The 23,524-nt window shown below is 60.3% G+C and carries 14 protein-coding genes, 1 pseudogene and 1 CRISPR repeat array; of the genes and pseudogenes, 5 read left to right on the top strand and 10 right to left on the bottom strand.

Translation table 11 applies throughout. The annotated features are described in order from the left end of the window. Nucleotides 1-1,298: 1,298 nt before the first annotated feature. Together E6C55_RS05045 and E6C55_RS05040 are read right to left on the bottom strand one after the other, a co-directional pair. On the bottom strand, nucleotides 1,299-3,488 hold the full coding sequence (locus E6C55_RS05045) for an alpha-galactosidase (protein ID WP_136368680.1): 2,190 nt from the start codon (nucleotides 3,486-3,488) through the stop codon (nucleotides 1,299-1,301). Between the two features lie 74 nt (nucleotides 3,489-3,562). After that, a complete protein-coding gene (locus E6C55_RS05040) occupies nucleotides 3,563-3,844 on the bottom strand; it encodes a winged helix-turn-helix transcriptional regulator (protein WP_136368703.1) in 282 nt (93 codons plus the stop codon). 308 nt (nucleotides 3,845-4,152) lie between these two features. On the opposite strand from E6C55_RS05040, the gene E6C55_RS05035 reads away from it, so the two are divergent. Further along, the gene (locus E6C55_RS05035) at nucleotides 4,153-5,049 is read left to right on the top strand and encodes a LysR family transcriptional regulator (protein WP_136368679.1); all 897 of its coding nucleotides are present in this window, start codon (nucleotides 4,153-4,155) and stop codon (nucleotides 5,047-5,049) included. 358 nt (nucleotides 5,050-5,407) lie between these two features. Here the strand turns inward: E6C55_RS05035 and msrA are convergent, their stop codons facing one another. Continuing rightward, on the bottom strand, nucleotides 5,408-6,373 hold the full coding sequence (msrA, locus tag E6C55_RS05030) for a peptide-methionine (S)-S-oxide reductase MsrA (RefSeq protein ID WP_136368678.1): 966 nt from the start codon (nucleotides 6,371-6,373) through the stop codon (nucleotides 5,408-5,410). Nucleotides 6,374-6,557: 184 nt separating this feature from the next. Here msrA and E6C55_RS05025 point away from each other — a divergent pair, with 184 nt between their 5' ends. After that, entirely contained in the window at nucleotides 6,558-8,186 is a 1,629-nt protein-coding gene (locus tag E6C55_RS05025; RefSeq protein ID WP_136368677.1) for a bifunctional metallophosphatase/5'-nucleotidase, read from the top strand. Nucleotides 8,187-8,274: 88 nt separating this feature from the next. After that, the gene (locus tag E6C55_RS05020; protein ID WP_136368676.1) at nucleotides 8,275-8,496 is read left to right on the top strand and encodes a TlpA family protein disulfide reductase; all 222 of its coding nucleotides are present in this window, start codon (nucleotides 8,275-8,277) and stop codon (nucleotides 8,494-8,496) included. On the opposite strand, the gene E6C55_RS05015 is transcribed toward E6C55_RS05020, so the two are convergent. The 4 genes from E6C55_RS05015 to E6C55_RS05000 all read right to left on the bottom strand — a co-directional run bounded on the left by E6C55_RS05015 (nucleotide 8,478) and on the right by E6C55_RS05000 (nucleotide 13,642). Further along, nucleotides 8,478-9,752: an ABC transporter permease gene (locus tag E6C55_RS05015; protein WP_230986541.1), complete on the bottom strand. Its 1,275-nt coding sequence runs from the start codon at nucleotides 9,750-9,752 to the stop codon at nucleotides 8,478-8,480. The two genes, E6C55_RS05020 and E6C55_RS05015, sit on opposite strands and share 19 nt — an antisense overlap. Further along, the gene (locus E6C55_RS05010; RefSeq protein ID WP_136368702.1) at nucleotides 9,709-10,425 is read right to left on the bottom strand and encodes an ABC transporter ATP-binding protein; all 717 of its coding nucleotides are present in this window, start codon (nucleotides 10,423-10,425) and stop codon (nucleotides 9,709-9,711) included. Before E6C55_RS05010 ends, E6C55_RS05015 begins: the two co-directional genes overlap by 44 nt. Further along, entirely contained in the window at nucleotides 10,425-11,417 is a 993-nt protein-coding gene (locus E6C55_RS34140; protein ID WP_211093524.1) for a hypothetical protein, read from the bottom strand. Before E6C55_RS34140 ends, E6C55_RS05010 begins: the two co-directional genes overlap by 1 nt. Before the next feature lie 161 nt (nucleotides 11,418-11,578). Beyond that, nucleotides 11,579-13,642 carry an alkaline phosphatase gene (locus E6C55_RS05000; protein ID WP_269145535.1) on the bottom strand — a complete coding sequence of 688 codons (2,064 nt, stop codon included), beginning with the start codon at nucleotides 13,640-13,642 and terminating at the stop codon, nucleotides 11,579-11,581. Nucleotides 13,643-14,089: 447 nt separating this feature from the next. Between E6C55_RS05000 and E6C55_RS04995 the strand changes: the two genes are divergently transcribed. Both E6C55_RS04995 and E6C55_RS04990 read left to right on the top strand, forming a co-directional pair. Beyond that, nucleotides 14,090-18,469 carry an AAA family ATPase gene (locus E6C55_RS04995; RefSeq protein WP_136368674.1) on the top strand — a complete coding sequence of 1,460 codons (4,380 nt, stop codon included), beginning with the start codon at nucleotides 14,090-14,092 and terminating at the stop codon, nucleotides 18,467-18,469. A gap of 143 nt (nucleotides 18,470-18,612) precedes the next feature. Then, nucleotides 18,613-19,653 carry a Gfo/Idh/MocA family protein gene (locus E6C55_RS04990; protein WP_136368673.1) on the top strand — a complete coding sequence of 347 codons (1,041 nt, stop codon included), beginning with the start codon at nucleotides 18,613-18,615 and terminating at the stop codon, nucleotides 19,651-19,653. 606 nt (nucleotides 19,654-20,259) lie between these two features. Next, a CRISPR array of direct repeats spans nucleotides 20,260-21,166; the repeat unit is 33 nt; unit sequence ATTTCAATCCACGCTCCTCTCGCGAGGAGCGAC. 224 nt (nucleotides 21,167-21,390) lie between these two features. On the opposite strand, the gene cas2 is transcribed toward E6C55_RS04990, so the two are convergent. From cas2 to cas7c, 3 genes and pseudogenes are all read right to left on the bottom strand, one after another. Further along, nucleotides 21,391-21,681 (bottom strand): CRISPR-associated endonuclease Cas2, encoded by a 291-nt coding sequence (cas2, locus tag E6C55_RS04985; RefSeq protein ID WP_136368672.1) that lies wholly within the window; start codon nucleotides 21,679-21,681, stop codon nucleotides 21,391-21,393. Nucleotides 21,682-21,691: 10 nt separating this feature from the next. Beyond that, nucleotides 21,692-22,495, bottom strand: a pseudogene (cas1, locus tag E6C55_RS04980) (CRISPR-associated endonuclease Cas1); the annotation flags it as partial. 116 nt (nucleotides 22,496-22,611) lie between these two features. Then, nucleotides 22,612-23,523 (bottom strand): type I-C CRISPR-associated protein Cas7/Csd2, encoded by a 912-nt coding sequence (gene cas7c / locus E6C55_RS04975; protein ID WP_136368670.1) that lies wholly within the window; start codon nucleotides 23,521-23,523, stop codon nucleotides 22,612-22,614. Nucleotide 23,524: the final 1 nt, after the last annotated feature.

The raw sequence follows: 23,524 nt of genomic DNA, 5'->3' as shown, positions 1-23,524 counted from the left end.
GGCTGTCTACGCTTAAACGACTCTGTTGCCAGCTTCGCTCCAAGACTCGCTATTGGTGGCGTGGCTTCGCCTTTTCCAAGCAGGGTTTCCACCTGCTAAGTTACTCAACCTATGCTCGGTCGCTCTGATTTTTCACATAAAATCCGGCAACCCTCGGGTTCGGGAGCTTAGTAAGAGCGGCTTCGGTCGGGTTGATATCTTTCCCCCTATTCGCTCCCCCGGATTTCCGGATTTCTCTACGCATCTCCACGTATCTCCATACATATCCGCTCATATCCGCACATATCCGCACATATCCGTGCATATCCGTGCATATCCGTGCATATCCACGCATCTCCGAACATCTCCGAACATCGCTGTTCGCCCCTTTGCCCCGCCTTTGCTCCCTCTGGTCCGAACACTTTGGCAATTTTATGTGATTTTTCACATTCGTCTGCTTGGATCGGAGGCAATCGCAGCGTTTTATGTGATTTTTCGCATATATACGGCACCTCGGGCCAGATTTTTCTCCATGTATGCTATTTTTCACATAGAATCGCCCAAACCGCCCATCATTAAGCTGCATGAATGTGATTTTTCACATAAAATCCGACAACCCTATGATCCGGGAGCTCCGGAGGGGGAGGCTTGTGGGTTTGTTGGGTTCGGCGAGCTCGGTAGAGTAAGCGGGTCGGTTGGTTTGTTGGGTTCGGCAGGTTCAGCGGGTTCGGCGGGTTCAGCGGGTTCGGCGGGTTCGGCGGGTTTGTTGGTTTTTTTGGGTTTGTTGGTTTGTTGGGTTCGGCGAGTTCGGCGGATTCAGCGACTTCAGCGCGTCCGATTGGTTTCTTCGGTTCATTGGTCTTGTTGATTTTGTTGATTTTGTTGGGTTCGGCGAGTTCGGCGAGCTCGGTGGGGTAAGCGGGAATTCGGTTGGTTCAATTGGTTCGGTTAGTTGGTCGGGTTCGGCGACTTCAGCGAGTCCGGCGGGTTTGGTTGGTTTGGTTTGGTTTGGTTAGTTTGGTTAGTTGGGTTAGTTGGGTTAGTTGGTTCGTTTGGTTTAGCTGGTTGGTTCGGCGACTTCAGCGACTTCGTTGGCTCGAATAAGGCGCCGGTCGATTCCGAGCGCGCACACAAACGGCAACCCCATTGGGATTGCCGTCCTGTCCAACATTCCTCAACGCATTCCACAAATCATTCCCTTCATCAACGCATTCCACAATGACTCAACGCATTCCACAAGTCACTCCATGACTCATTCCATAGCTTGTTCCACAACGCACACCTGGCTTGTTCCACAACGCATAGCCCAATTCAGTCGCTCAGACCTCCGCGAAGTAGAATGCCAGGCTGCCGAAGTCGCCTTCGATCTTCGGCAGCGGCAGGCCGACATGCATCAGCTCGTCGCCGCCGTAGATGCGATCCGTTCCCTTCAGCGCGTAGTTCTTCTCCGGGTCGAGCCCCTTCAGGCGCAGCCTCGCGAGCGGGCCGTTCGGCACAGCCAGCGTGCGGACGAAGATCGCGTACGTCTCGGAGCGGTCCGCGGACACGAACTGCCACGCCGTCTCGTTGCCCTCGAACGGGCTGAGCAGACGGTAGAAGTCGCCTTGCTGCACGAGGCCGCGAATGTCCTTGTACTCCTGCACCTGGCGAGCGACCTCCGCCTTCTCCTCCGCGCTCATCTTCGACAAGTCGAGCTCGTAGCCGAAGTTGCCGGACATCGCGACATGGCCGCGCGTCGTCAGCGACGTAATTCGCTGAACCTGGTGGTTCGGCACCTCGGAGACGTGGCTGCCCATCGTGCTGATCGGATACACCAGGCTCGTGCCGTATTGGATCTTCAAGCGCTCGATCGCATCCGTGTCGTCGCTTGTCCACGTCTGCGGCATGTAGTAGAGCATGCCCGCGTCGAAGCGGCCGCCGCCGCCGGAGCAGCTCTCGAACAGAATGTTCGGGAACCGCGAGGTGATCGTCTCCAGCACCTCGTACAGGCCGAGCATGTAGCGGTGAGCCGTCTCGCGCTGGCGCTCGGGCGGAAGCTGGGCGGAGCCGATCTCCGTCATGTTGCGGTTCATGTCCCACTTGACATAGGTCAGAGGCGCACTGGAGAAAATCTCCGTCAAACGCGCGACGATATAATCGCGAACGTCCTGGCGCGAGTAGTCGAGAATGAGCTGCGTGCGGGCAAGCGTACGGCGGCGGTCCGGAACGTGGAGGCACCAGTCCGGATGCGCGCGGTACAGGTCGCTGTCCGGGGAGATCATCTCCGGCTCGACCCACAGGCCGAAGCTCAAGCCTTCCGCGTTCACGCGCGCGGCCAATCCGTCGAGCCCTTCCGGCAGCTTGTCCGTGTTGACGAACCAGTCGCCGAGCGAACGCTTGTCGTCGTTGCGCTTGCCGAACCAGCCGTCGTCGAGCACGAACAGCTCAAGGCCAAGCTCCTTCGCGGCGACGACGATCTTCATCAGCTTCTCCGCGTCGAAGTCGAAGTAGGTCGCTTCCCAGTTGTTGATCAGAATCGGGCGCTCCTTGTCGCGGAACGATCCGCGGCACAGGCGCGTGCGATACAGCTTGTGGAACGTGCGCGACATCGCGCCGAGCCCCTCGCCGGAGTAGACGAGCACCGCCTCCGGCGATTGGAACGACGCTCCGCCGCCCAACTGCCATTCGAAGTCGAACGGGTTAAGGCCGATCGCCAGACGCGTCGAACCGAACTGGTCGACCTCCGCCTGCGCCAGGAAGTTGCCGCTGTAGACGAGGTTCATCGCGTACACCTCGCCGTTGTCCTCCGTCGTCTCCGGCGTGACGAGCGCCAGGAACGGATTGTGCATATGGCTGCTCGAGCCGCGCCGGCTCTCGATCGCCTGCACGCCCGGCATCAGTGCGCGGCGCGCGACATGGCGCTCGCGGGCCCACGTGCCCCACAGGTGCAGCGCCTCGAAGCCGGAATGCGGCAGATCGACGCTTGCACTCAGCAGACGCTGCAGACGGACTGCCTCGCCGCCCCGATTCTCGATGCGGACGCTGCGCGCGATAGCGTCGCTGTCCCGGAACACGGTGTAGCTCACGACAAGACGAAGCTTGGCCGCCTCGTCGTCCAGCGTAATCTCCAGCGTCTCGGCCTCCTGCTCCGACTCGGCGTAGACCGAAGGCAGGCCTTCAAGCGCAGGCTTGCCGGCGACGATCCGATGGCCGGCGACCTTGAACTCGGCGATCGTCGTCCCGTTCGCCAGCCGAACCTGATACGCCGGCGAGCGGAAGTCGCTCGTTCCGTAGCCGGGGAACTCCTGCGGCAGCGTATCGAGCGAGAACGTCTCATCCTCCGGGAACGGATTCGGGTTGAACGACGGGCGGAAAGCCTTCGGCATCATGTCGTGGATTGCGGTTCCGCGGATTTTGCGTCCCCAGTAAAGATGGGCCAGATAGCCGTCCTTGACGACTTGCATCACGTAGCTGACGTTCCCCGATTGCAGATGATAGGTACGGGTACTTTGATCGTAATGAATGGACACAGTTACACCTCTTACTCCTGCTATTTATCTACAACTTAAAAATCCCGCTTCCGCGAAGGAAGCAGGATGAATCCCTAAGACTCGACCGGCAGCCATTCTTGCGACCAGCCCGCCACTGCCGTGAAGATACTCTCCAATGCTCTTCCCTTGTCGGTGAGCGAATATTCGATACGCACCGGAGTCTCCGGGTAGACGTCCCTGCGGACGATGCCCTCCTGCTCCAGGTCCTTCAGCCGCTCCGACAGCAATCGTCCGCTGATGTTCGGAAGCGAAGCCTCAAGCGTGCAGAACCGCTGCGGGCCCGGCAGCAACTGGAAGATAATGAGACCGGCCCAGCGCTTGCTCAGAAGTTGCATCGCCTTCTCGAACCGCGGGCAGATGGTCGGAATTTGCACTTGCTCCAACGCAATCACCTCGCCATACCTGCATTGTAGCACAGGAAGGCGAGTTAATACACAATTTAGCCTCGGCACCGGGCATAGAAAAAATCTCCGCCGCCCGGATTCTCCCGCACAACCTTCCACTAGAACGTCAATGCCGGCATAAGCGCTCTGAATCTTTTTTTACCGCGAATTGACCTTGTGTTAACCCATCCGCCCATAGCCTCTATGATTCCTGTGCTAAGCTTAATAATATCGATGATTGCCGCAAGGAGGACACGGCCGTGAATTTGCAGCAGCTTAAAATATTCGTGCAAGCCATCGAGCTGCAGAAGCTTTATCTGGTCGCGCAGAAGCTGGACATCACCCAACCCACCGTTACGTTTCATCTGAACAAGCTGCAGGAGGAGCTGGGAGTCGCGCTTTTCCATACCAAATCCTATCATGTCATCAAGCTGACCGAGGCGGGCAAGGCGTTCTACCACTATGCGAGGAAGATCAGCGCCTTGGCTTCGGAAGCGGAATCGATGATGGACGTGTACCGGGACTCCGCCGCGGGCAAGCTGGCCATCGGCAGCACGCATACGCCGGCGACCTACCTGCTTCCCCCGCTCCTGGAACGGCTGAAGAGCGATTCCCCGAAGCTGACGGTTCATCTGGACGTAAGGCCCGCCGCAACCATCATGGACAAAATAAAGCAGTTCGAGCTGGATCTCGGAGTCGTGTCGCAGACGCGCATCGACGATCCGAATCTGATCGTCCAACCGATGGTCAGGGACGACCTCGTGCTCATCTTCGCCGAGGGTCATCCGTTCGCCGGGATCGAGCAACTCACCCTTGAGCAGTTTGCGAGCCATCCGTTCATCTCTCATGAGGAAGGCTCGATCAGCCGCCAATTGGTCGACGACTGGGAGTCGGCGAACGGAATCAAGCTGCAAAGGTCGATGGAAGTGTCCGGCTCCGAAGCGTTGAAGGCGGCGGTCCAATGCCGCATCGGCTACGGCATGATTGCGGAAGCTTCCATTCGGACCGAGCGGGAGGAAGGCAAGCTGCTCTCGCGTCCGATTCCGAATTGGGTCTCGCAGCGGTACATCTACATCGTGCAGCATCGCAACAAGCTGGTCAGTCCGGCCATGAGCGCTTTCCGAGAGCTGCTTCAGCGGCAGTTCCAGATTGCTTGACGGGCGAGTCGGGCAGGGGGAGTGCAGGAGGAGTGCGGGAGGAGTGCGGGAGTTGAGGATAGGCGCGTCAAATAAGATCGAAAATCCAACTATATTTTGCGTCTTTGGCCGGAATCCGGCCGATAAGATTGAAATTTCGCCTACATCTCGCACCTTGGCTTCAAATCGAGCCAATAAGATCGAAATTCCAACTACATTCCGCGTTTTGCGCCCAAGTCGAGCTAATAAAATCGAAAATCCAACTACATTCTGCACCCTTCGCTCAATTCTCTTCCTGCGTACCGAACAGAATGGGGCTGCGACGAGAAGATCGGCGGTTTCCCGCCGATCTATGCCGTTCCATGCCGCTCGCCGAAACTCACTCCGCGTCGAACAGCGCCTTGAAGCGGCCGTAGCCCTCTTCCTCCAGCTTGCTCGCGGGAACGAAGCGGAGCGCGGCGGAGTTGATGCAGTAGCGCAGGCCCTCCGGCCCCGGCCCATCCGGGAAAACATGCCCCAGATGAGAGCCCGCCTCCCTGCTGCGAACCTCCGTGCGCACCATGAAGTGGCTGTTGTCCTCCTCCTCCTTGACGATGCCGGTCTGGATCGGCCTCGTGAAGCTCGGCCAGCCGCAGCCGGAATCGTACTTGTCGAGGGAGCTGAACAGCGGCTCGCCGGAGACGATGTCCACGTAGATGCCTTCCTCGTGGTGGTCCCAGAACTCGTTGCGGAACGGCGGCTCCGTCGCGCTGTTCTGTGTCACCTCGTACTGAAGCGGCGTCAGCCTCTCCTTCAGCCCGGCCTTGTCCTTCTCCGTGTTCCAGTGGCTGGAGATGAACGCGTCTCTCCCCGAGCCTTTGCGGTACATCTTGTAACGCAGCGGGTTCTTCTTATGGTAGTCCTGGTGGTAATCCTCCGCCGGGTAGAACTCGGTCGCCGCCGTAATCTCCGTCGCGATCGGACGGTCGAAGCGGCCGCTCTCCGCCAGCTCGCGCTTGGACGCCTCCGCCTTCTCGCGCTGCTCCTCCGTCGTATAGAAGATGCCGGTGCGGTACGATTCCCCGCGGTCGAAGAATTGCCCTCCCTCATCGGTCGGGTCGATCTGCTGCCAGTAGATGCGCACCAGCTTCTCGTACGGCATCAGCTCCGGGTCGTACGTGATCCGAACCGCCTCCGCATGGCCGGTCGTCTCCGAGCACACCTGCTCGTACGTCGGGTTCGGCACATGCCCCCCGGTGTAGCCGGACTCCACCTTCACGATGCCCGGCATCTCCTCGAACGGAGTCACCATGCACCAGAAGCAGCCCCCTGCGAAAATCGCCTTTTCCAACCTAACGTCACTCATCTATGCTCAACCTCCTTGGGTTTAATGAAGCGAATTGCGTCCTCTCCTCACTATACCACTTTCCTTATAACGGACATAGGCGCAACGACACGGCGGCTTGGCGGCGGAAGCATCGTATTGTATGATCGGAACAAGAGATCGATACCGGAACCCTACCAGAACCAGAACCTTAAGGAGCGGAGACATGATTCCGAACGAGACCAAGCCCCCCTTCACGCTGACCGTTCTCTACACAACCGACGTGCACGGCAACGCGCTGCCCCATCACTACGCAGACAACAGTCCGAGCCCGACCGGCTTCGCCCGGCTTGCCCCGCTCATTCGCGCAGAGCGGAGGCGTCACGACCACACGCTCCTTCTCGACAACGGCGACCTGATCCAGGGCACTCCCTTCACCTACTACTATTCCCGGTTCGCAAGCGACGGCCCCCACCCGATGATAAGCGTCTTGAACGAGCTCGGCTACGACGCGGCCGTCATCGGCAACCACGAGTTCAACTACGGCATGGACCTGCTGAACAAGGCGGTGCGCGAATCGCGCTTCCCCTGGATGGCGGCGAACATCGTCGATGCGGCAACCGGCGAACCGTACTTCGGCAAGCCTTATCTGCTCAAGGAATACCCGGAAGGCGTGCGCGTCGCGGTGCTCGGCCTGACGACCCATTACACTCCGAACTGGGAGCATCCCCGCAACCTGATCGGCCTCGTGTTCAAGGATGCCTGCGAGACGGCGAAGATATGGGTGAAGAGGCTGAAGGAAGAAGAGCGCGCCGACCTCGTCATCGTCTCTTACCACGGAGGCTTCGAGCGGAACCTGGATACCGGCGAGCTGACCGAGAACGAGACCGGCGAGAACCAGGGCTACCGGATGTGCATGGAGGTGCCGGGCATCGACATCCTGCTGACGGGCCACCAGCATCGCGAGATCGACGGGGCGTGCATCAACGGGGTTCGCATCATCCAAGCCGGCGGCATGGGCATGCATCTGGGAATGGCCGAGGCAACCTTGCAGTGGGAAAATCGCGCTTGGCGCGTAACCGGGACCGAGTCGAAATTGCTGCATCAAGGCGAGTTCGTTCCCGACCCGGCGGTCGTAGAGCTCGTCTCCGGGGTCGAGGAAGGGACGCAGCGCTGGCTCGACCAGCCGATCGGCTTCGTCGAAGGAGACATGACGATCGCCGATCCGATGAAGGCGCGCCTTGCGGAGCATCCGTACATCGAGTTCCTGAACCGCGTTCAGATGGAAGCGGCGGAGGCGGACATCTCGTGCACCTCTCTCTTCGACAATTGGTCGCCCGGCTTCGGCAGCCGCATCACGATGCGCGAGATCGTCGCCAACTACATCTACCCGAACACGCTTAAGGTGCTCCGGGTGTCGGGACAGGACATCAAGGACGCGCTCGAGAGAGCCGCGGCCTACTTCGAGTGGACGGGTTCGGAAGCCCGGGTCAGCGCCGGGTTCTCCGATCCGAAGCCGCAGCACTACAACTACGACATGTGGGAAGGCATCGAGTACGAGCTCGACATCGCGCGCCCGCTCGGAGACCGCGTCGTCAAGCTGGAGCAGGACGGCAAGCCGCTCGACCCGGCCGGAGAATACGACGTCGCCATGAACAACTACCGGGCCGTCGGCGGCGGAGAGTACCCGATGTTCAAGGACAAGCCCGTCGTTCGCGACATTACGGTCGATGTCTCGGAGCTGCTGGCCGGCTACATCCTGGAGAAGGGCACGATCAAGGCGAGCGTGAACCGGAACTGGAAGGTGACGGCGAACGGGGTCGAGGTCGTCAAGGGAGAAGAAGCGGAACGGTAAGCGCGCCGCCAACCGCTCCGTTTAATCCCGGGATAACGTTGCTATGCTGTAATGGGGGAAAAGGCTTCCGGGAAACGGGGAACGGCGGATGATTCGGCAGTGGGGATGGTTGGCGCTGGCGGCGGCGGGAATCGCGGCCGTCGACAGCTGCCATATCGCCTCCCTCCCGACGACCTACGTGCTGGACGAGACTGGCATCGTCGCATGGAGGAAGCTCGGACCGGTTACCCGAGCCGAGCTGGAGGACGAACGGGGACTCGCGAACGCTCCGGCTGACGATCTTCCGGGCATTCAGGAAGCGTTCAAGTAGCGGGCCGTCTCCGTCCGATAGGCGCTCAGCGCAGGCAGCAGTCCGGCCGCCGTGCCGGCGAGAGCGACGTACCCGACGAGCGACAATTGCCCCGCCTGGAACCGGATAGGGGCGGAGATCGAGAGGAACTCCCCGAGGTAGCCGGTCAGCAGGTAAGCGAGACCGTAGCCAGCCGCATAACCCGCCGCACAGCCGATCAGCATCACAAGCGCCGACTCCAGCAGAACGATCGCGAGCACTTCCGCCCTTCCCGCCCCGATTGCACGCAGAATGGCAACCGTTCTTCGGCGTTCCACGGTCGCTCCGTACAGCGCCAGAATGACCGTCAGCCCCGCCATGCCAAGCACGACGTAGCCGACAATTCTCAGAACCTGTTCCCCGCTTCCCATCATATCGAAGATTCTCGCCAAGGTTTGCCCGGGAAATACCGCCTGTGCGTCCTTCCCCCGATTGATCTCCTGATACATCGTCATCAGATCGGTGTAGCTCTTCGGCTTGATCAGCGCGGCCGTCACGCCCCGCTCCTCTGCGGAATGCTCGGCCTCGGAGTTCTCGAAGCCCGCAGTTGCTCCGTTCTCCCCGGACACCTCGCCCTCGTGCTCGTCTTCGTGCTCATGCCCGAGCCAATAGCTCTCCATATTGACGTAGATGCCTTGATCCGAAGGCGCCGCCACTCCCTTAAGCACGCCGACGACCGTATACGGATGCTCCGTATGCTCCTCTTGCTCGCGGGACTCCGTCACCCCGTGTGCCGAGACGAACGTATCCCCCGGCTTAAGCCCGGTCTCGCGCGCGACCTTCGCTCCGATGACGGCTTCGAACGGCTGCTCGAACAATCGGCCCGACGCGAGCCGGAAGTAGGCGGGATCGACGGGGCGCGCCTTGAGGTCGAAGAACGAGACCGAGGTGCCGACAATCCGGAAGCCTTCGTAATTGTCGCCGAGCGCGAACGGAACGGCCTGGGACACTCTCTCGTCGTCAGCCAACGATTCGTAGTATTCCGGTTCGAGGTTGGCGAGCGGATTATCCATGAGGAAAATCGTGTTGAACACAAGCTGGCTCGAGCTCCCCTTCGAGCCGACCAGCATGCCGAACGGCTCGCTCGCGCGCACGATTCCTTGCTTGATGCCGCTGGACAGCAGGAGGATCGCCAGCGTGACGGCGATGCCGACCGCCACGACGCCGATCGTAATCAGCGTCTGCACGCGGCGGTTAAACAGGTTGCGCCAAGCGATGAACAGCAGCGACACGGTCATCCTCCTCTCGCGCGGCAAGCTCGCGGATCGGGACGACGCGCCCCGTGCGCTTCGCAAGCTCCATGTCGTGTGTGCTCAGGAGCAGCGCCGCCCCTTCGCTCTCGCACGCTTCCGCGAGCAGGGCGTAGACTATCTGCGCGTTCGCGCCGTCCAGGCTGGCCGTCGGCTCGTCGGCCAGCACAAGCGCGGGCCGGTTCGCCAGCGCTCGCGCGATGCTCACCCTCTGCTGCTCCCCCTGGCTAAGCTGGTGGGAGCGATGGTTCAGCCGGTGGCCGAGGCCCACCCGGCCGAGCAGCATGTGCGCGCGCTCCTTGCGCTCGCGCGCGGGAATCGTGCGGCCGAAGCCCATGGCCGCCATCACGTTCTCCGCCGCCGAGAACCCCGGCAGCAGGTTAAAGCTCTGGAACACGTAGCCGATATGCTTCGCCCGGAAGCGGTCAAGCTCCGCCTCCGAGAGCGAACCCAGCTCGCGTCCCAGCAGTTGAATCGACCCGCTTGTCGGCCGGAGCACTCCCGAGATGAGGTGGAGGAGCGTGCTTTTGCCGGAGCCGCTCGGGCCGACGAGCGCGGCCTGCTCGCCCGCCGCCATCGCGAAGCGGCTGACGCTCACCACGGGCACGGCGGACCCGCCCTTCATCGGATAGGTCTTCGACACTTCCTCGAGCACAAGCATCACTTGAGCACCTCCGTTTTGTCCGCGTTGATGCGGATCAGGCTGACGAAGCCCGTCTCCTCGTCGGTCTGTGAGCCGACGCTGAGCGTTCCCGTCACCTTCACCTCATGCTCCGTCGGCTTGATCTCCTTGCCCGGCGGCATGAACACAACGACGATATCGTTCGGCCAGTCGGCATCCGTCGAGCAGAACGGGCAGATGCTCATCGCCACCTTCGTCAGCACGAAGAAGCGCACCGTCGCCGACAAGGGCGGAGCCATGTAGCCGATCATCTCGACCTGCTGCCCGTCCAGCTCGCCGACCTTGTCGGAGAACGTCAAGCCCCGGACCGTCTCCGCGCCGTACAGCTCGGAGAACTTGAGCGTCTCCGGCCCCGAGTTCTCCTTCTTCGGCTGCGGCTTCTCTGAAGGCGATGGCGACGGCGACGGCTGTGCGGATGCCGACGGAGATGGGGATGAAGACGGGGACGGAGATGAAGACGGCTGCGGCGAAGGGCTTGCGGGCGCAAGAGCGGGAGGCTCCGATGCCTTCGGCGACGCCGCGGCGACCTTCGTCTCCTTCGCGTTCCCGGCTTCCGGCGCGGCGCTTGCAGCCGGCGCTGCGGCCGCCGGATCGCTTGAGCCGCTCGCGCTCCCCGCGTCGCCCGACGCCGCCGTCGAGCTCGCCTCGCTTGGCCCCGGGCTCTCCGAGGGCGAGGACGAGGCTGAGGCCGACTCGCTCGGCGGCGCGATCTCGCTTGCTTGCGCGGAGGCCGGCGCAGAGGTCGGCGCCGCCGCCGGAGCCTTCGTCTCCTTCGCGTTCGCGGCCTCGGGCGCTGCCCAGCGCTCCGCATCGTCCGCCCCCTTCGCCAATGATTCCTGCACGTAAGCGTTGCCCGTCGAATCCGTCTCCGGCATCGGCGGCTCCACCGTCCGCTCCCCGCAAGCCGTCAATGCGCAGACCAGCGCGACGATCGCTCCCGCCGCCGCTCTCCTCCCAAATCTCGTTCGCATGAAGTCCTCTCCTCCCTTGCGCTTAACCGATAACCGGCACTCCCCCGCGCCGACCGCCGCCGTTTAGCCCGACACCCCCGGCGAACCCGCCGGGGGTGATCGTACGAGCCAACCGGGACAGGGGCAAGGACCCGGCACAACGGCAGCCAGTCTGCTTAGGCTCAGCCCAACGCAGCCAGAAGGCTGCTGCTGGTCACGAGCACTTCGCCGTCCGTGTCCGTCTTGAATTCCAGCTTGATGATCTTGTTGTTCGTCGACGCTTGGCCGCTCGTCAGGTTAAGCACGACGGTCCGCCCGTTCAGCGTGATCGATACCTTGTTCGTCGTCGAGTTCTTCTTCACCGTGCCGCCGAGCAGATTCGCGAAGTCGCGCAGATTGACCCACTTCTTCGTATCGACCTTCGCGCCGGTCAGGTTCAGGCCGAGCGAGTTGACCATTCCGAAGAACACCTGCGTGTTGTCCAGCGTGCCCTGGAAGTACTCCGAGCCCGGCCCGTAGGCCATCAGCGGCACATCGTCCGCCGTGTGCACCTCCTGCGAATCGGTCGTCGGGTTCACCGTTCCCGTGCGCAGGAAGCGGTCCTTGTCCGGATCGTCCGGGTTGAGCAGCGCCGCCGGATTCGCCACGTACACGCCGTCGGAATCGATGGCCGGAGCGGTCGGCACCTTGTTGAACTTGTAGTCCTCGTAGTAATCCGGAGCGGCGCCGAACACGACCGCTAGCTTGCGGCTGACGTCCGGATTGTCCGGGAAGCCGTCCTTGTTCGCGTCGACGTAGTTCGGGAACTGCGACGCTTCGTACGTGCGGATCGCTTCGCGGCCGGACTTGCCGTCGCCTTCCCAATACGTGCCCGCGATGCTGGCGGAGTGCGAGTGGTCGGCGGTGACGACGATCAGCGTGTCGCCGTTCTTCTCGGCGAACTTGCGCGCGATCCCGATCGCCTTGTCCATCTCGATCGCGTCATACGTGGAACGCTCCCAGTCGACCGTGTGCAACTGCTTGTCGATGCTTGCGCCTTCGACCATCAGGAAGAATCCGTTCTCGTTCTGGCTGAGCACGTCGATCGCCTTCTGCGTCATGTCCCACAGGTTCGGCTGGTCGGTGAACGACTTCAGCGCGTCCTTGTTGCCGGTCGAGCGGTCGTAGTACACGTTCATGTCGCTCGGATGGAAGAGGCCGAGCAGCTTCTTCTCGGATGGCGCCGCCTTCAGGCTCGTCGCGCTGTCCGCGAACGTGTAGCCGCTCTTCTCGAAGTCGCCGATCAGATCCTTGTCGTCCTTGCGCTTCGAGCCCGGCGTCGATTGCGGCAGGAAGTAGGCCGAGCCGCCGCCGAGGATCACTTCCGGCTGAAGCTTGTAGAGCATCTCCGCGATCTCCGGCTTGTCGGAGCGGCGGCGGGTATGGGAGACGACCGCGGCCGGCGTCGCGTCCTCGATCTCGGACGTCGACACGATGCCGACCGACATGCCGCGGCTGCGCTTGAGCATCTCCGCGAGCGTCTCGACCTTCGGGTCGTCCAGCGAGCTCTCGGTGTTGTCCGGGTAGATGCCGAGTCCGTTGACCGCGGACTTATGGCCGGTGTTGTACGCGCTGGCGCTGTTCGCGGAGTCCGTTACGAGCGAATCCATGCCGGAGGTCGTCACGACCGCGCGCTGGTCGAACTTGTCCATCTCCAGAAGGCCGTTGTACTTGCCTTCGGTCAGCCCTTGCGAGAGAATGCGCGCCATCGTCACGCTGGAGAATGCCATGCCGTCCCCGATGAACAGGATGACGTTCTTCGCTTTGGCACCGCCCGCATCCGCCGCGTTCACCGTGTACTTGACCGTCTTGGTCAAGCTGCCGGCCTTGACCGCCACCGTATACACGCCGGGCACAGAGAATGCGACGTCGCGAATCGTGAATTCCTTGCTCGTGTCCGTGCTCGTCTTCACGTACGGCTTGCCGAATACGTCCGCGGCTTCCTTGCCGTTGATCGTAATGCTGACCGCTCCCGGATCGGAAGACAAGTCGTTCAGCTCCACCCGGAAGTCGAACTTCGCCCCAGCGAGAAATTCCGCACGGTCGATCGGAGCCACATAGACCGATGCCGCCTTCGCAACCGTCGCCGCCGCATCCGCCGCTTGCACCGTCGCCGCCTGGTTGGAGAGCACCTCCGCACCGGTCCCGACGAGCGCCACCGCCAGAGCCGCGGCAGTCACGCTTTTCCACATTCTCAACGTCGTCAATTCCCTGCACCTCCAGAACAAATTTAAGCTTCCTTTAATCTCTCTTTAATATAAGAGGGCATTGTTAAGAGGAATAAGAGCGATAGTAAAGCGGCGGTAAATTTAGCGGACGCTTTATGCTCTTCCGCTCTCCGCATATCTTCGCGCCAAGTCGGCACACTAGATTCACTCCGCGAACGAAGGAGGCGACACACTTGGCCAAGCAGCAGGGGCACGCGAACAAGAACACGAAGACGCGCTCTTCGGACAAGAAGAGCAACGGCTCGGGCAACAATCACTGAGGCCGGACAACGACTCCAACGAAGCTCCCCCGATTGTCCGCGCTTGAACGCGGCCTCGAGGGAGCTTCTCATTTGCTTTGCATCTGGAAATCTCCGTGCCCCCGTTTTATGATGGATACTATAGAAGGTCGGCAAAATATCAAGGCCAGAGGAGCTCGGTACCGAAGTGGATTTTCCAACTGTGACGCTTAGAGAATATATGATGGGACGCTCCGCCCTGTCCGCGGATTCCTTCCTCCGTCTTGCCCGAACGCTGGCCGCGAGCGTGGAACGGCTTCACCGGCAGCAGCTTCTGCATCTCGATCTGAGGCCGGAACGCATTGCCGTCGCCCGCGGCGGGGAAGAGGCCCGCCTGCTCGATTCGGAGAATTCGGTTCGCCGGAAGGACGACGGCCGCGAACGGCTTGGCGAGCTTGCGCTTGAGCCGGAAGCGCTGCCTTACTGTTCCCCCGAGAACACCGGCCGAATGATGCGCTCGGCGGATGAACGAAGCGACCTGTACTCGCTCGGCGCCATCTATTACGAGCTTCTGACCGGACGGTTGCCCTTCGAGGCGGATTCGCCGTCGGAATGGATTTACCGGCATCTGACGCAGAGCCCTCCGTCCTTCGCGGAGCTCGGAATCTCGCTGCCGTCCGGCTTCGAGCCGCTTGTCCTGAAGCTTCTGGAGAAGAACCCGGACAAGCGTTATCCAAGCGCCGGCTTCCTGCTCGCGGACCTGGACAAGCTTGAGCGCTCCCCGGACGCCGTCTTCACCGAATCGGGCTTCCATGGGCGGGATTACGAGATCTCCGTGCTGACGCAGGCGCTGTACTCGGCAGGCTTCGGCTCGACCGAATTGGTCTACCTCGCCGGAGATGCCGGTATCGGCAAGACCAGCCTGATGAACGAGCTGTTCCGCCAGCAGGCGAACCAGCGCCAGCACTTCTATATCGCCGGCAAGTTCGATCAGCTGTCGAAGGAGAGCCCTTATCACCCGATTATCGAAGCGTTCCGCGGGCTTCTGAGGCACCTGCTCGGAGAGCCGCGCGAGCGCGTCGAGCGCTGGAGGGCTCGGCTTCAGGCAGCGCTGGGTCCGAATGCCGGCGTTCTGACCGCCATTCTGCCCGAGCTTGACCTGCTTCTCGAGGATACGCCCGATGTCGAGGAGCTGCCCGCGAGCGATGCGCAGAAGCGCTTCATCTATGCGTTCCGCCGCCTCGTGCAGACGCTCGCGTCCAAGGAGCATCCGATCGTTCTGTTCATCGACGATCTGCATTGGGCGAACGCTTCCTCGCTGCAGTTGCTCCAGGCGCTTCTGTCCGATCCCGAGAACCAGCACATGCTGTTCGTCTTCTCGTATCGGCCTTCCGAGACGGACCGGAGCAAGCTCCCCGGCTTCGAAGCGGATAAGATTGTGGCGAGGCAAGCGGTCGTGCGCCACCTGTCCCTCTCGCCTCTCGGATTGGAGCAGATGAGCCGAATCGTCCTTGAGCTTCTGAACTGCGACGAAGAGACCGCCTTGAGCCTGACCGAGCTGCTCTATCCGCAATCCCGCGGCAATCCCTATCACTTGAAGGAGATCCTGCTGAGCCTGCAGAAGGATCGCATCTTGAGCTATGTGCAGGAGACGCGCCGCTGGCAATGGGACCTGGGGCGATTCCTCGAGCGTTCTCCGAGCTACGCCGTCCAGGATCTGATCGGGCAGCGGCTGGCGCGCCTGTGCGAAGAAGCGCAGCAGCTTCTCAAGCTGGCTTCCTGCGCAGGAAGCGTATTCGAACCGCGGCTGGTCGAGAAGGCGTTGGCCGCCGGGGGCGAAGCGTGCGACGCGCACTGGCGGTCGCTGGAGCTCGAAGGCATTATCGTCCCTGCGGAGGACGATCACTATCGCTTCTCCCACGACAATATTCAGAAGACGATCTACGCGCGGATGGACGAGGAAGAGAAGCAGCTCAACCATATTCGGATCGGCCGGCTGCTGATGGCGGAGGATAACGAGCGGCGCGATCGCTTGTTCGAGGCGGTTAACCAATGGAATCGCGGGCATGCCCGGATAACGAACGAGCAGGAACGGCTTGCGCTTGCCGAATGGAACCTGGAAGCCGGGCAGCGGGCCAAGTCCTCCTCCGCGCACGATATCGCGCTGGGCTACTTCTCAATTGGCGCGGAGCTGCTTGCCGAGCGGGACTGGGAGCGGAACTTCGGCCTCAGCTTCGAGCTCCGCGTCCAGAAGGCCGAGTGCGAATACTTATGCGGCCACGCGGCGGAATCCGAGCGGCAGCTCGACGCCCTGCTCGGCCGCGCCCGGACGACGGCGGAGCGAAGCCGGGTGCAATTGATTCGGATCATGCAATACATCAACCAAGGGCGTTACCTGGAAGGAACCGAGCTGGGGCTGCAATGCCTCCGGGAGCATCATGTTCATATTCCGTCCAAGCCGGGCAAGGCGCTGCTCTGGTTCGAGCTGCTTCGGATCGAGACCCTTCTGCGCGATCGTTACGATCGGCTGGCCCGGAAGGACGAGATGACGGACCCCGATCGCATCGCGGCGATGAACCTGATTCTGGCCATCGTCCCGTCTACGTTCTTCACCGACAAGAGCGTATTCGTCATGCTGATCTGCCGGGCGATCCTGCTCTCCCTGAAGCACGGCAATTCGCCGGTGTCGGCTGCCGCCTACACCTCATACGGCATCATTCTCGGGCAGTTGATGGGCAACTTCAAGAAGGGGTTCGCCATCGCCGAGGTCGGGGTGGAGCTGGCGGAGCGCTGCAACGTCGCTTCGGTGAAGAGCAAATCCTATACGATGTTCGGCGGAGTCCTCTGCCAGTTCGGAGGAGACGCGCGCGAAGGGGAAGCTTACCTGCACAAGGCGCTTCGCACCGGGATGGATTCCGGGGATTACGTGTTCGCCAGCTACGCGATGGGGGCGCACGTCAACTCGCTCTACACGAGAGCTTCGCTCAGCGACCTGGCCAGACAGATCGCCGATTACCTGGCCGTTCTGGATACGACGAAGGACGAGTTTGTTCGCCAGAACTTTTACCTCTATCAGCAGTGGATTCTTGCCCTCCAAGGCCGCACCGAAGCTGCGGATTCGTTCGACAGCCCCGGCTTCGACGAGCGCGAATTCCTCGGCCGCATCGGGAAGGAAGAGACCTCCGGCACGACGATGTATCAATATTGCGCCTACAAGACGCAGCTCATCTACCTCGACGGACGCTTCGAGGAGGCCGTTCGTTGGGCGAGCCAGGCGGCCGTTCATCAGGAGTTCTCCACGCACCTGCCGCATTGGCCGGAATGCGTCTACTACGGAATTCTGGCCGAGCTGGCGGTTTACCGGCTATCGGACCGTCGGTCTCCGCTTCGCAAGGGGCTAAAGCGCGAGCTGCAGCTCTTCCGGCGATGGGCCGAGTGCAGCCCGGCCAATTATTTGCCCCGCTGGTACTTGCTCCAGGCCGACTACGCCTCGACTGCAGGCGACGACGGCTTCGCCGAGGAGCGCTACGACCGGGCGCTGCGCGAGGCTTGGGAGCGCGGGGACTTCCATGTAACCGGCGTTGGCGGGGAACTGGCCTCGAATCACTATCGGAGCCGGAACCGGATCAAGACGGCCCTTCATTACGCTCAAGTCTCGTTGGAGGGGTATCGGCAGTGGCAGCTCCCTGGGAAAATCAAAAGGATGGACGAGCAAATCTTCAACTTGAGGCTGGAATCCGTGGAGGAGGCGGTCCATGAGACGGAGAGTCTGATTGCCGCTTCGTCCGAGATGGCCGCGGAGCCGGCGAACGATCCCCGTTCGGGCGCCAGCGTCGATCTGGCGGCCATTCTTCGCACGACGCAGGCGATCTCCCATCAGATCGATATCGATGCCGTGCTCGCCGAGATCATGAATACGATCCTGCGGCATTCGGGAGCGGCCAAGGGCGCCTTGATCACAAGCAGCAACGACGAGCTGTTCCTTCAGGTCTATCTGGACTCCGAGGACGAGGCTTCCCCTTCGCCGCTAGTATGGAACGACAACTCGCTGCTGCCGGAAGGGCTGATCCGCTACGTCTTCCGCACGCAAGAGGATGTTGTCCATTCGGGCGAAGCCGAGAGTTGGGTGATGCACAATCCTTATCTCGCCAAGCGCCAGCCCGAATCCGCGCTCTGCCTCCCGATCGCCCGTCACGGAACGACGCTCGGGGTGCTGTACCTGGAGAACAAGCACACTGGGGGCGTCTTCGCGCCGGAGCGCGTCTCGGTGCTGCGGACAATGGCGACGCAGGCGATCCTGATGTGCGTCCTTCAGAGCCTGCCCGATCCGCTTCCATCGCAGGCGGACGAAGACGAGACGCTCGAGCTCGGACCGAGCCCGGTCGCCATGGACGAGCCGCTCACCGAACGGGAGCTGGAGGTGCTCTCCCTGCTCGCCTCGGGCATGTCCAACAAGGAGATCGCCGACCGTCTGATCATCGCTATAGGGACGGTTAAGGTTCATGTCAAAAATATTTTCGCCAAGCTTAAGGTAAACCGAAGAACGAAGGCGGTCGCCCAAGCGAAGGAGCTTAAGCTGCTGGACTAAACGCAAAAAACAAACAGATCACCGTAATCATTCCATTCCATCCGTAATCGATTGGAAGCGCTTGTTCCATTACAATGGGGAACGGACTGCTCCAATTCACTAACACACATCGCGCCACACGATCGAGGAGGATTATTGAAGGAATGACTACGCTCAAAGTAGGGGTTATCGGGACAGGCGGTATTTTCAAATTTGCGCATCTGCCCGGCTGGTTGTCGATTAAGGAAGTGGAGATTGTCGCCTTCTGCGACGCATTCAAGCCGTCCGCCGAAGCGGCGGCGAAGGACTTCCCGGACGCGAAGGTGTACGACGATTACAAGGAGCTGCTCGCCGATCCGGCCATCGACATCGTCGGCATCAGCACCCCGAATCTGTACCATTCGGAGATCGCGATCGCCGCGCTGCAAGCCGGCAAGCACGTCTTCTGCGAGAAGCCCGATGCGGTGAACCCGGTCGAAGCCCAGAAGATGGCCGACGTCGCGCGCTCTTCCGGCAAGCTGCTCATGACGATGCGCAACAACCGCTTCTCCGAGGAAGCGAAGTTCGCGAAGAAGATCATCGGCCAAGGAGCGATGGGCGACCTCTACATGGGCCGCTGCGGCTGGATTCGTCGCCGGGGCATTCCTGGACGCGGCGGCTGGTTCACGACCAAGGAGCTGTCTGGCGGCGGTCCGCTGATCGACCTCGGCGTGCATATGATCGATATGGCGATGTGGCTCGCGGGCAACCCGAAGCCGGTGACCGTATCGGGCTCCACGTACCGCAAGTTCGCCGATCGTCCGGAAGCGGACGGCTCCATCCCGAAGGGAACGTTCGACGTCGAGGACCTTGCGGCCGGCTTCATCCGCTTCGACAACGGCGCCTCCCTTCAGATCGAGTTCAGTTGGGCGTCCAACATCGAGGAAGAGAAGAAGTTCCTCGAATGGAGAGGCACCGAAGGCGGCTTCAGCCTCGTGAACGATAAGCTGTCGCTCTTCACGGAGAACGAGGGCATCCTGATCGACCAGAAGCCGCGCTTCTCCCCGTCTCAGACGCCGCAGCACACGGCCAACATCCAGCACTTCGTCGCCTGCATCCTCGGCAAGGAGTCGCCGATCATCACGCCGGACCACGGCGTCGACATGATCAAGATCCTCTGCGCCATCTACGAATCCGCCGAGCTCGGCCGCGAAGTCCGGCTGTAAGGCGCCGAATTGCAAGAACGCCCCCATCCCGCGCGCTGCTCGTGTCGCGAAGCTGGGGGCTCTCTGTTGCAGGAATTCCCCATCCCCGTCACACTCCACGCTCCACGCTCCCGAACGGGCAACGACCGGGCAACGAACGCACCTGCCCGACGGCAGACCTTCAACGATAAACCGCCATTCCGAGGAGCTCTCTTGCTTAGTTACGAGCCAGAGGCTCCTTCAAGCTCGCTTCACTTGCTGCCTTCACTCGCTGCCTCGTCTCGCCCAATCTATGCGGTTTTTCACATACAATTGGCGCTAATAGCGGTCTGTACCGGATTTAGACAGAAAAGTCCCACCACCGTCTAGCACCGTCCCGACGCGGTCTGCAGGTTGGTGAGTTGGCGAGTAGGCGCATTTATTTCCATATTATGGTTCGTACAGTCGCTGTCGTTATCCCCCTTCTGAACCCTTATGCCTCTTCTCCCCTTGGATCAGGAACCTCCGCTTGCCGGTCACGCCCTTGGGTCGTAGGACAGCCCATTCCCTTGCACCTTCTTATCCTGAACGAAAGGGAGAAGAGACCTAATGCCGCCAGAGGGCTCATGTCAGTAAGTGGTCAGTGGAAATTTCATCCACGCTCCTCTCGCGAGGAGCGACCAGGGGTTGGCCGTGGGATTTTTTATGACGATACATTTCAATCCACGCTCCTCTCGCGAGGAGCGACACGTTCTGGGTCCACGCTGCTGCTAGCGTGGGTCGTATTTCAATCCACGCTCCTCTCGCGAGGAGCGACGATCAGCCGGACGTCCAGTTTATTAACGAGGTCAATATTTCAATCCACGCGCCTCTCGCGAGGAGCGACACGGCCTCGGCGGGCAGTCCTATATTGATCGTGCATTTCAATCCACGCTCCTCTCGCGAGGAGCGACGTTTATTACATCTCAATTCGCGATTCTCCTAAACATTTCAATCCACGCTCCTCTCGCGAGGAGCGACCAACAACAGCAGATGAGGGGGTATCAGGAGGGATATTTCAATCCACGCTCCTCTCGCGAGGAGCGACGCAGAGCCCCCGCTCTGCAATATCGCGGAATCGCATTTCAATCCACGCTCCTCTCGCGAGGAGCGACCAAATACAACCATAGGGGGGAGGGACGAAATGCAATTTCAATCCACGCTCCTCTCGCGAGGAGCGACGTACCCAAAGGCGGAGAGGAAGTTCACCAATCTATTTCAATCCACGCTCCTCTCGCGAGGAGCGACGGTACAAGGGCAGCCGGAGCCGGAACAGCAGAAGATTTCAATCCACGCTCCTCTCGCGAGGAGCGACGATACGACCTCCTGCTGGATAGGCTAATCGATGGATTTCAATCCACGCTCCTCTCGCGAGGAGCGACATGACGAGCAATACGAAACGGTCCAGCGCAGGCTATTTCAATCCACGCTCCTCTCGCGAGGAGCGACATCCCATGCTCGACCTGGCCGAATACACGTCGAAATTTCAATCCACGCTCCTCTCGCGAGGAGCGACGGCGATTCGAAGCCTTAGGAGGCCTTTTTGCCCTCGCAAGAAACTGAATCGCAGACATTCAAACATACAAACACAGATTTACAAATCGATTCAATCGCAAACAAACAATTTCGCCTCATTTTCCTGGTGCGAAACCCCCGGCAAAATCATGTGAGCTTGGCATTCGCACCAATAAAAGCCACCTGCCACCACCGTTGTTCTCCCTTGCTCGCTGGAGCCCATTTTCACAAAATCAAAGGTCCCTCCAGGTCCAACGCCGCCTTAATGCCGACATGCTCTACCTTGCTCTTATAATTGTTCCCGAGTTGGTAGAATCGAAGACTGTCTTCTTCCTCGTCGATGAGGCTCAGAAGCTCCAGCTTGAGCTTCTTGAACTGAGTGGCATCAACGATACATTCGAACACCGAGTTCTGCACCCGCTGGCCGCAATTCAGGCATGCCTTCGACACCTGACGCAAGCGGCTTCTCCCCGCGCTCGTCACTGTGCTGACGTCATACGTAATCAGTACCAACACTTGAAATCACCTACTTCCACAGAAAAGGCGGATATTCATCTAAGTCCCCCCGCAAGTATCGAGACAGCAGAAGCGCCTGCGCGTGAGGCACCAAACCCCATGAGATCGCCTCTCCGAGATAAGGATGCGTAATCTTCTCCTGCTTCTTGCTCTGCCAAGCCGAGAGAAAGTTTTTCCTCGCTTCATCTCTCATGAGGACCGCCCCGTTCTCCTTCTGCCAGAAGTCGTCCGGCCCGACCAACCGCTTGTTGATCATGGTCAGAACGAACTTGTCCGCATAGACGCCGCGCAGTTCCTCCATCACATCCAGCGCCAGGGATGCGCGACCGGGCCTGTCCCGGTGCAGGAAGCCGACATACGCGTCCAGACCGACTCCTTCGAGCGCCGACGCAACGTCGTTCGCCAGCAGCGTATAGGCAAGCGACAACATGGCGTTCACCTTGTCCAAGGGCGGACGGCGCGACCTGCCGCGGAATTCGAACTCTTCCTTCTGCTGCAGGATCATCTCATCAAACAGTCTGAAGTAGCTGTACGCCGCCGATCCTTCCAGACCGCGCAGCAGCTCCAGATCCTCGCATTCCCTGGCCTCCTGCATCGCCGTCGACAGTTGCCCCGACACGGTCTTGAACTTCTCGATGTCGATCCGCTGCGGATAATCCCGAGTCATACGCTCAAGCATCCATTTCTGATTATAGAGCTTCCCAATGACAAAATTCCGTGCCACCGCCGCCGATGCCCGTTCATCCTCTGCGATCCGGTACTGTTTTCTGCGCAAGACGACGTTGCCCCTGCTCTCCCCGATGACCCGGGCCAAATTACAACCCACGCTCCCCTAGCGAGGAGCGACCGTCTTCTCGGCCAACTGAGTATTAATGCTTCCAAAATTTCAACCCACGCCCCCCATACGGGGAGCGACCGCAATCGTTGCCCTTATCTCTCAATAACGTTGACAGTGTCAGGGATCAGTTCACTATTGATCTGAACTTCATAATCACTAAAGTCTCGTGCCGGCAAATTCTCGTCCTTTCGACTTACCGTAACCGCGTCGAACAGCTTCTGAACCGAGATATTCCCCATTCTGGACGTGTGTTCGAAAATAATCAGTCTTCTTGTCCCCATCAACCCGCGAGTTGCGGAACGATCATGCTCAAACATGTTCTCGATCGCTTCCCATAACAATTCCAGATCGACATCAGAGAATCCCGTTTGATTCGCCAGAGGAGCCGAGACGAACCCATGGGCTCGATAAAGTCCATACGGAACCGTAAACTTGCGTCCCATGGTACGGTTGTCTCCCCCCTGCTTCTCCGCATCCGCCTCGGTAGTAACCGCCATTCTGGTAATGCTATGCTCATGTGCGATGACCGGATCGACCGAACGCGCAAAGGTGAGTTGCACCGGACCGCGAACTTGTCCGGCATTCGCCCCTGTGGACAACACCGCTCCGAATGTTCGGATGTCGAAGAAGTTCTGGCACATGAATTTTCTAGCCCGATCTACTTCTTTGCCTTGTCCTTGACCTGCCTTATTTCGCTTCTTCCCATCACTCGGGTCAGCAGGGGCCTCGTTCAAATCAATATCCAAGTTGATATATGCCTGCTCAATGGTCTGATTCAAGATCGACTTTTCTTTAACGAAGATGGCATAAGGAGGCTGATCCTCCATTCTTAATCCTACGTAGTTTCTGATCTTTCTTTTAAGACTAACATCCGTAACCAGTCCGTGCCCCGTCTCCGGATCAACACGCGGCAGGTTACCTGCATCGGGATCTCCGTTCGGGTTGCCGTCCTTCACGTCGAACAACAGGATAAAATCATATCGTTTCTGAAGTGCCTCGCTCATG

This window comes from Cohnella fermenti, from assembly GCF_004801405.1.
Lineage (GTDB): Bacteria > Bacillota > Bacilli > Paenibacillales > Paenibacillaceae > Cohnella > Cohnella fermenti.
The sequence above is the reverse complement of the archived record's forward strand: the minus strand, read 5'-3'. Positions and strand labels throughout refer to the sequence as shown.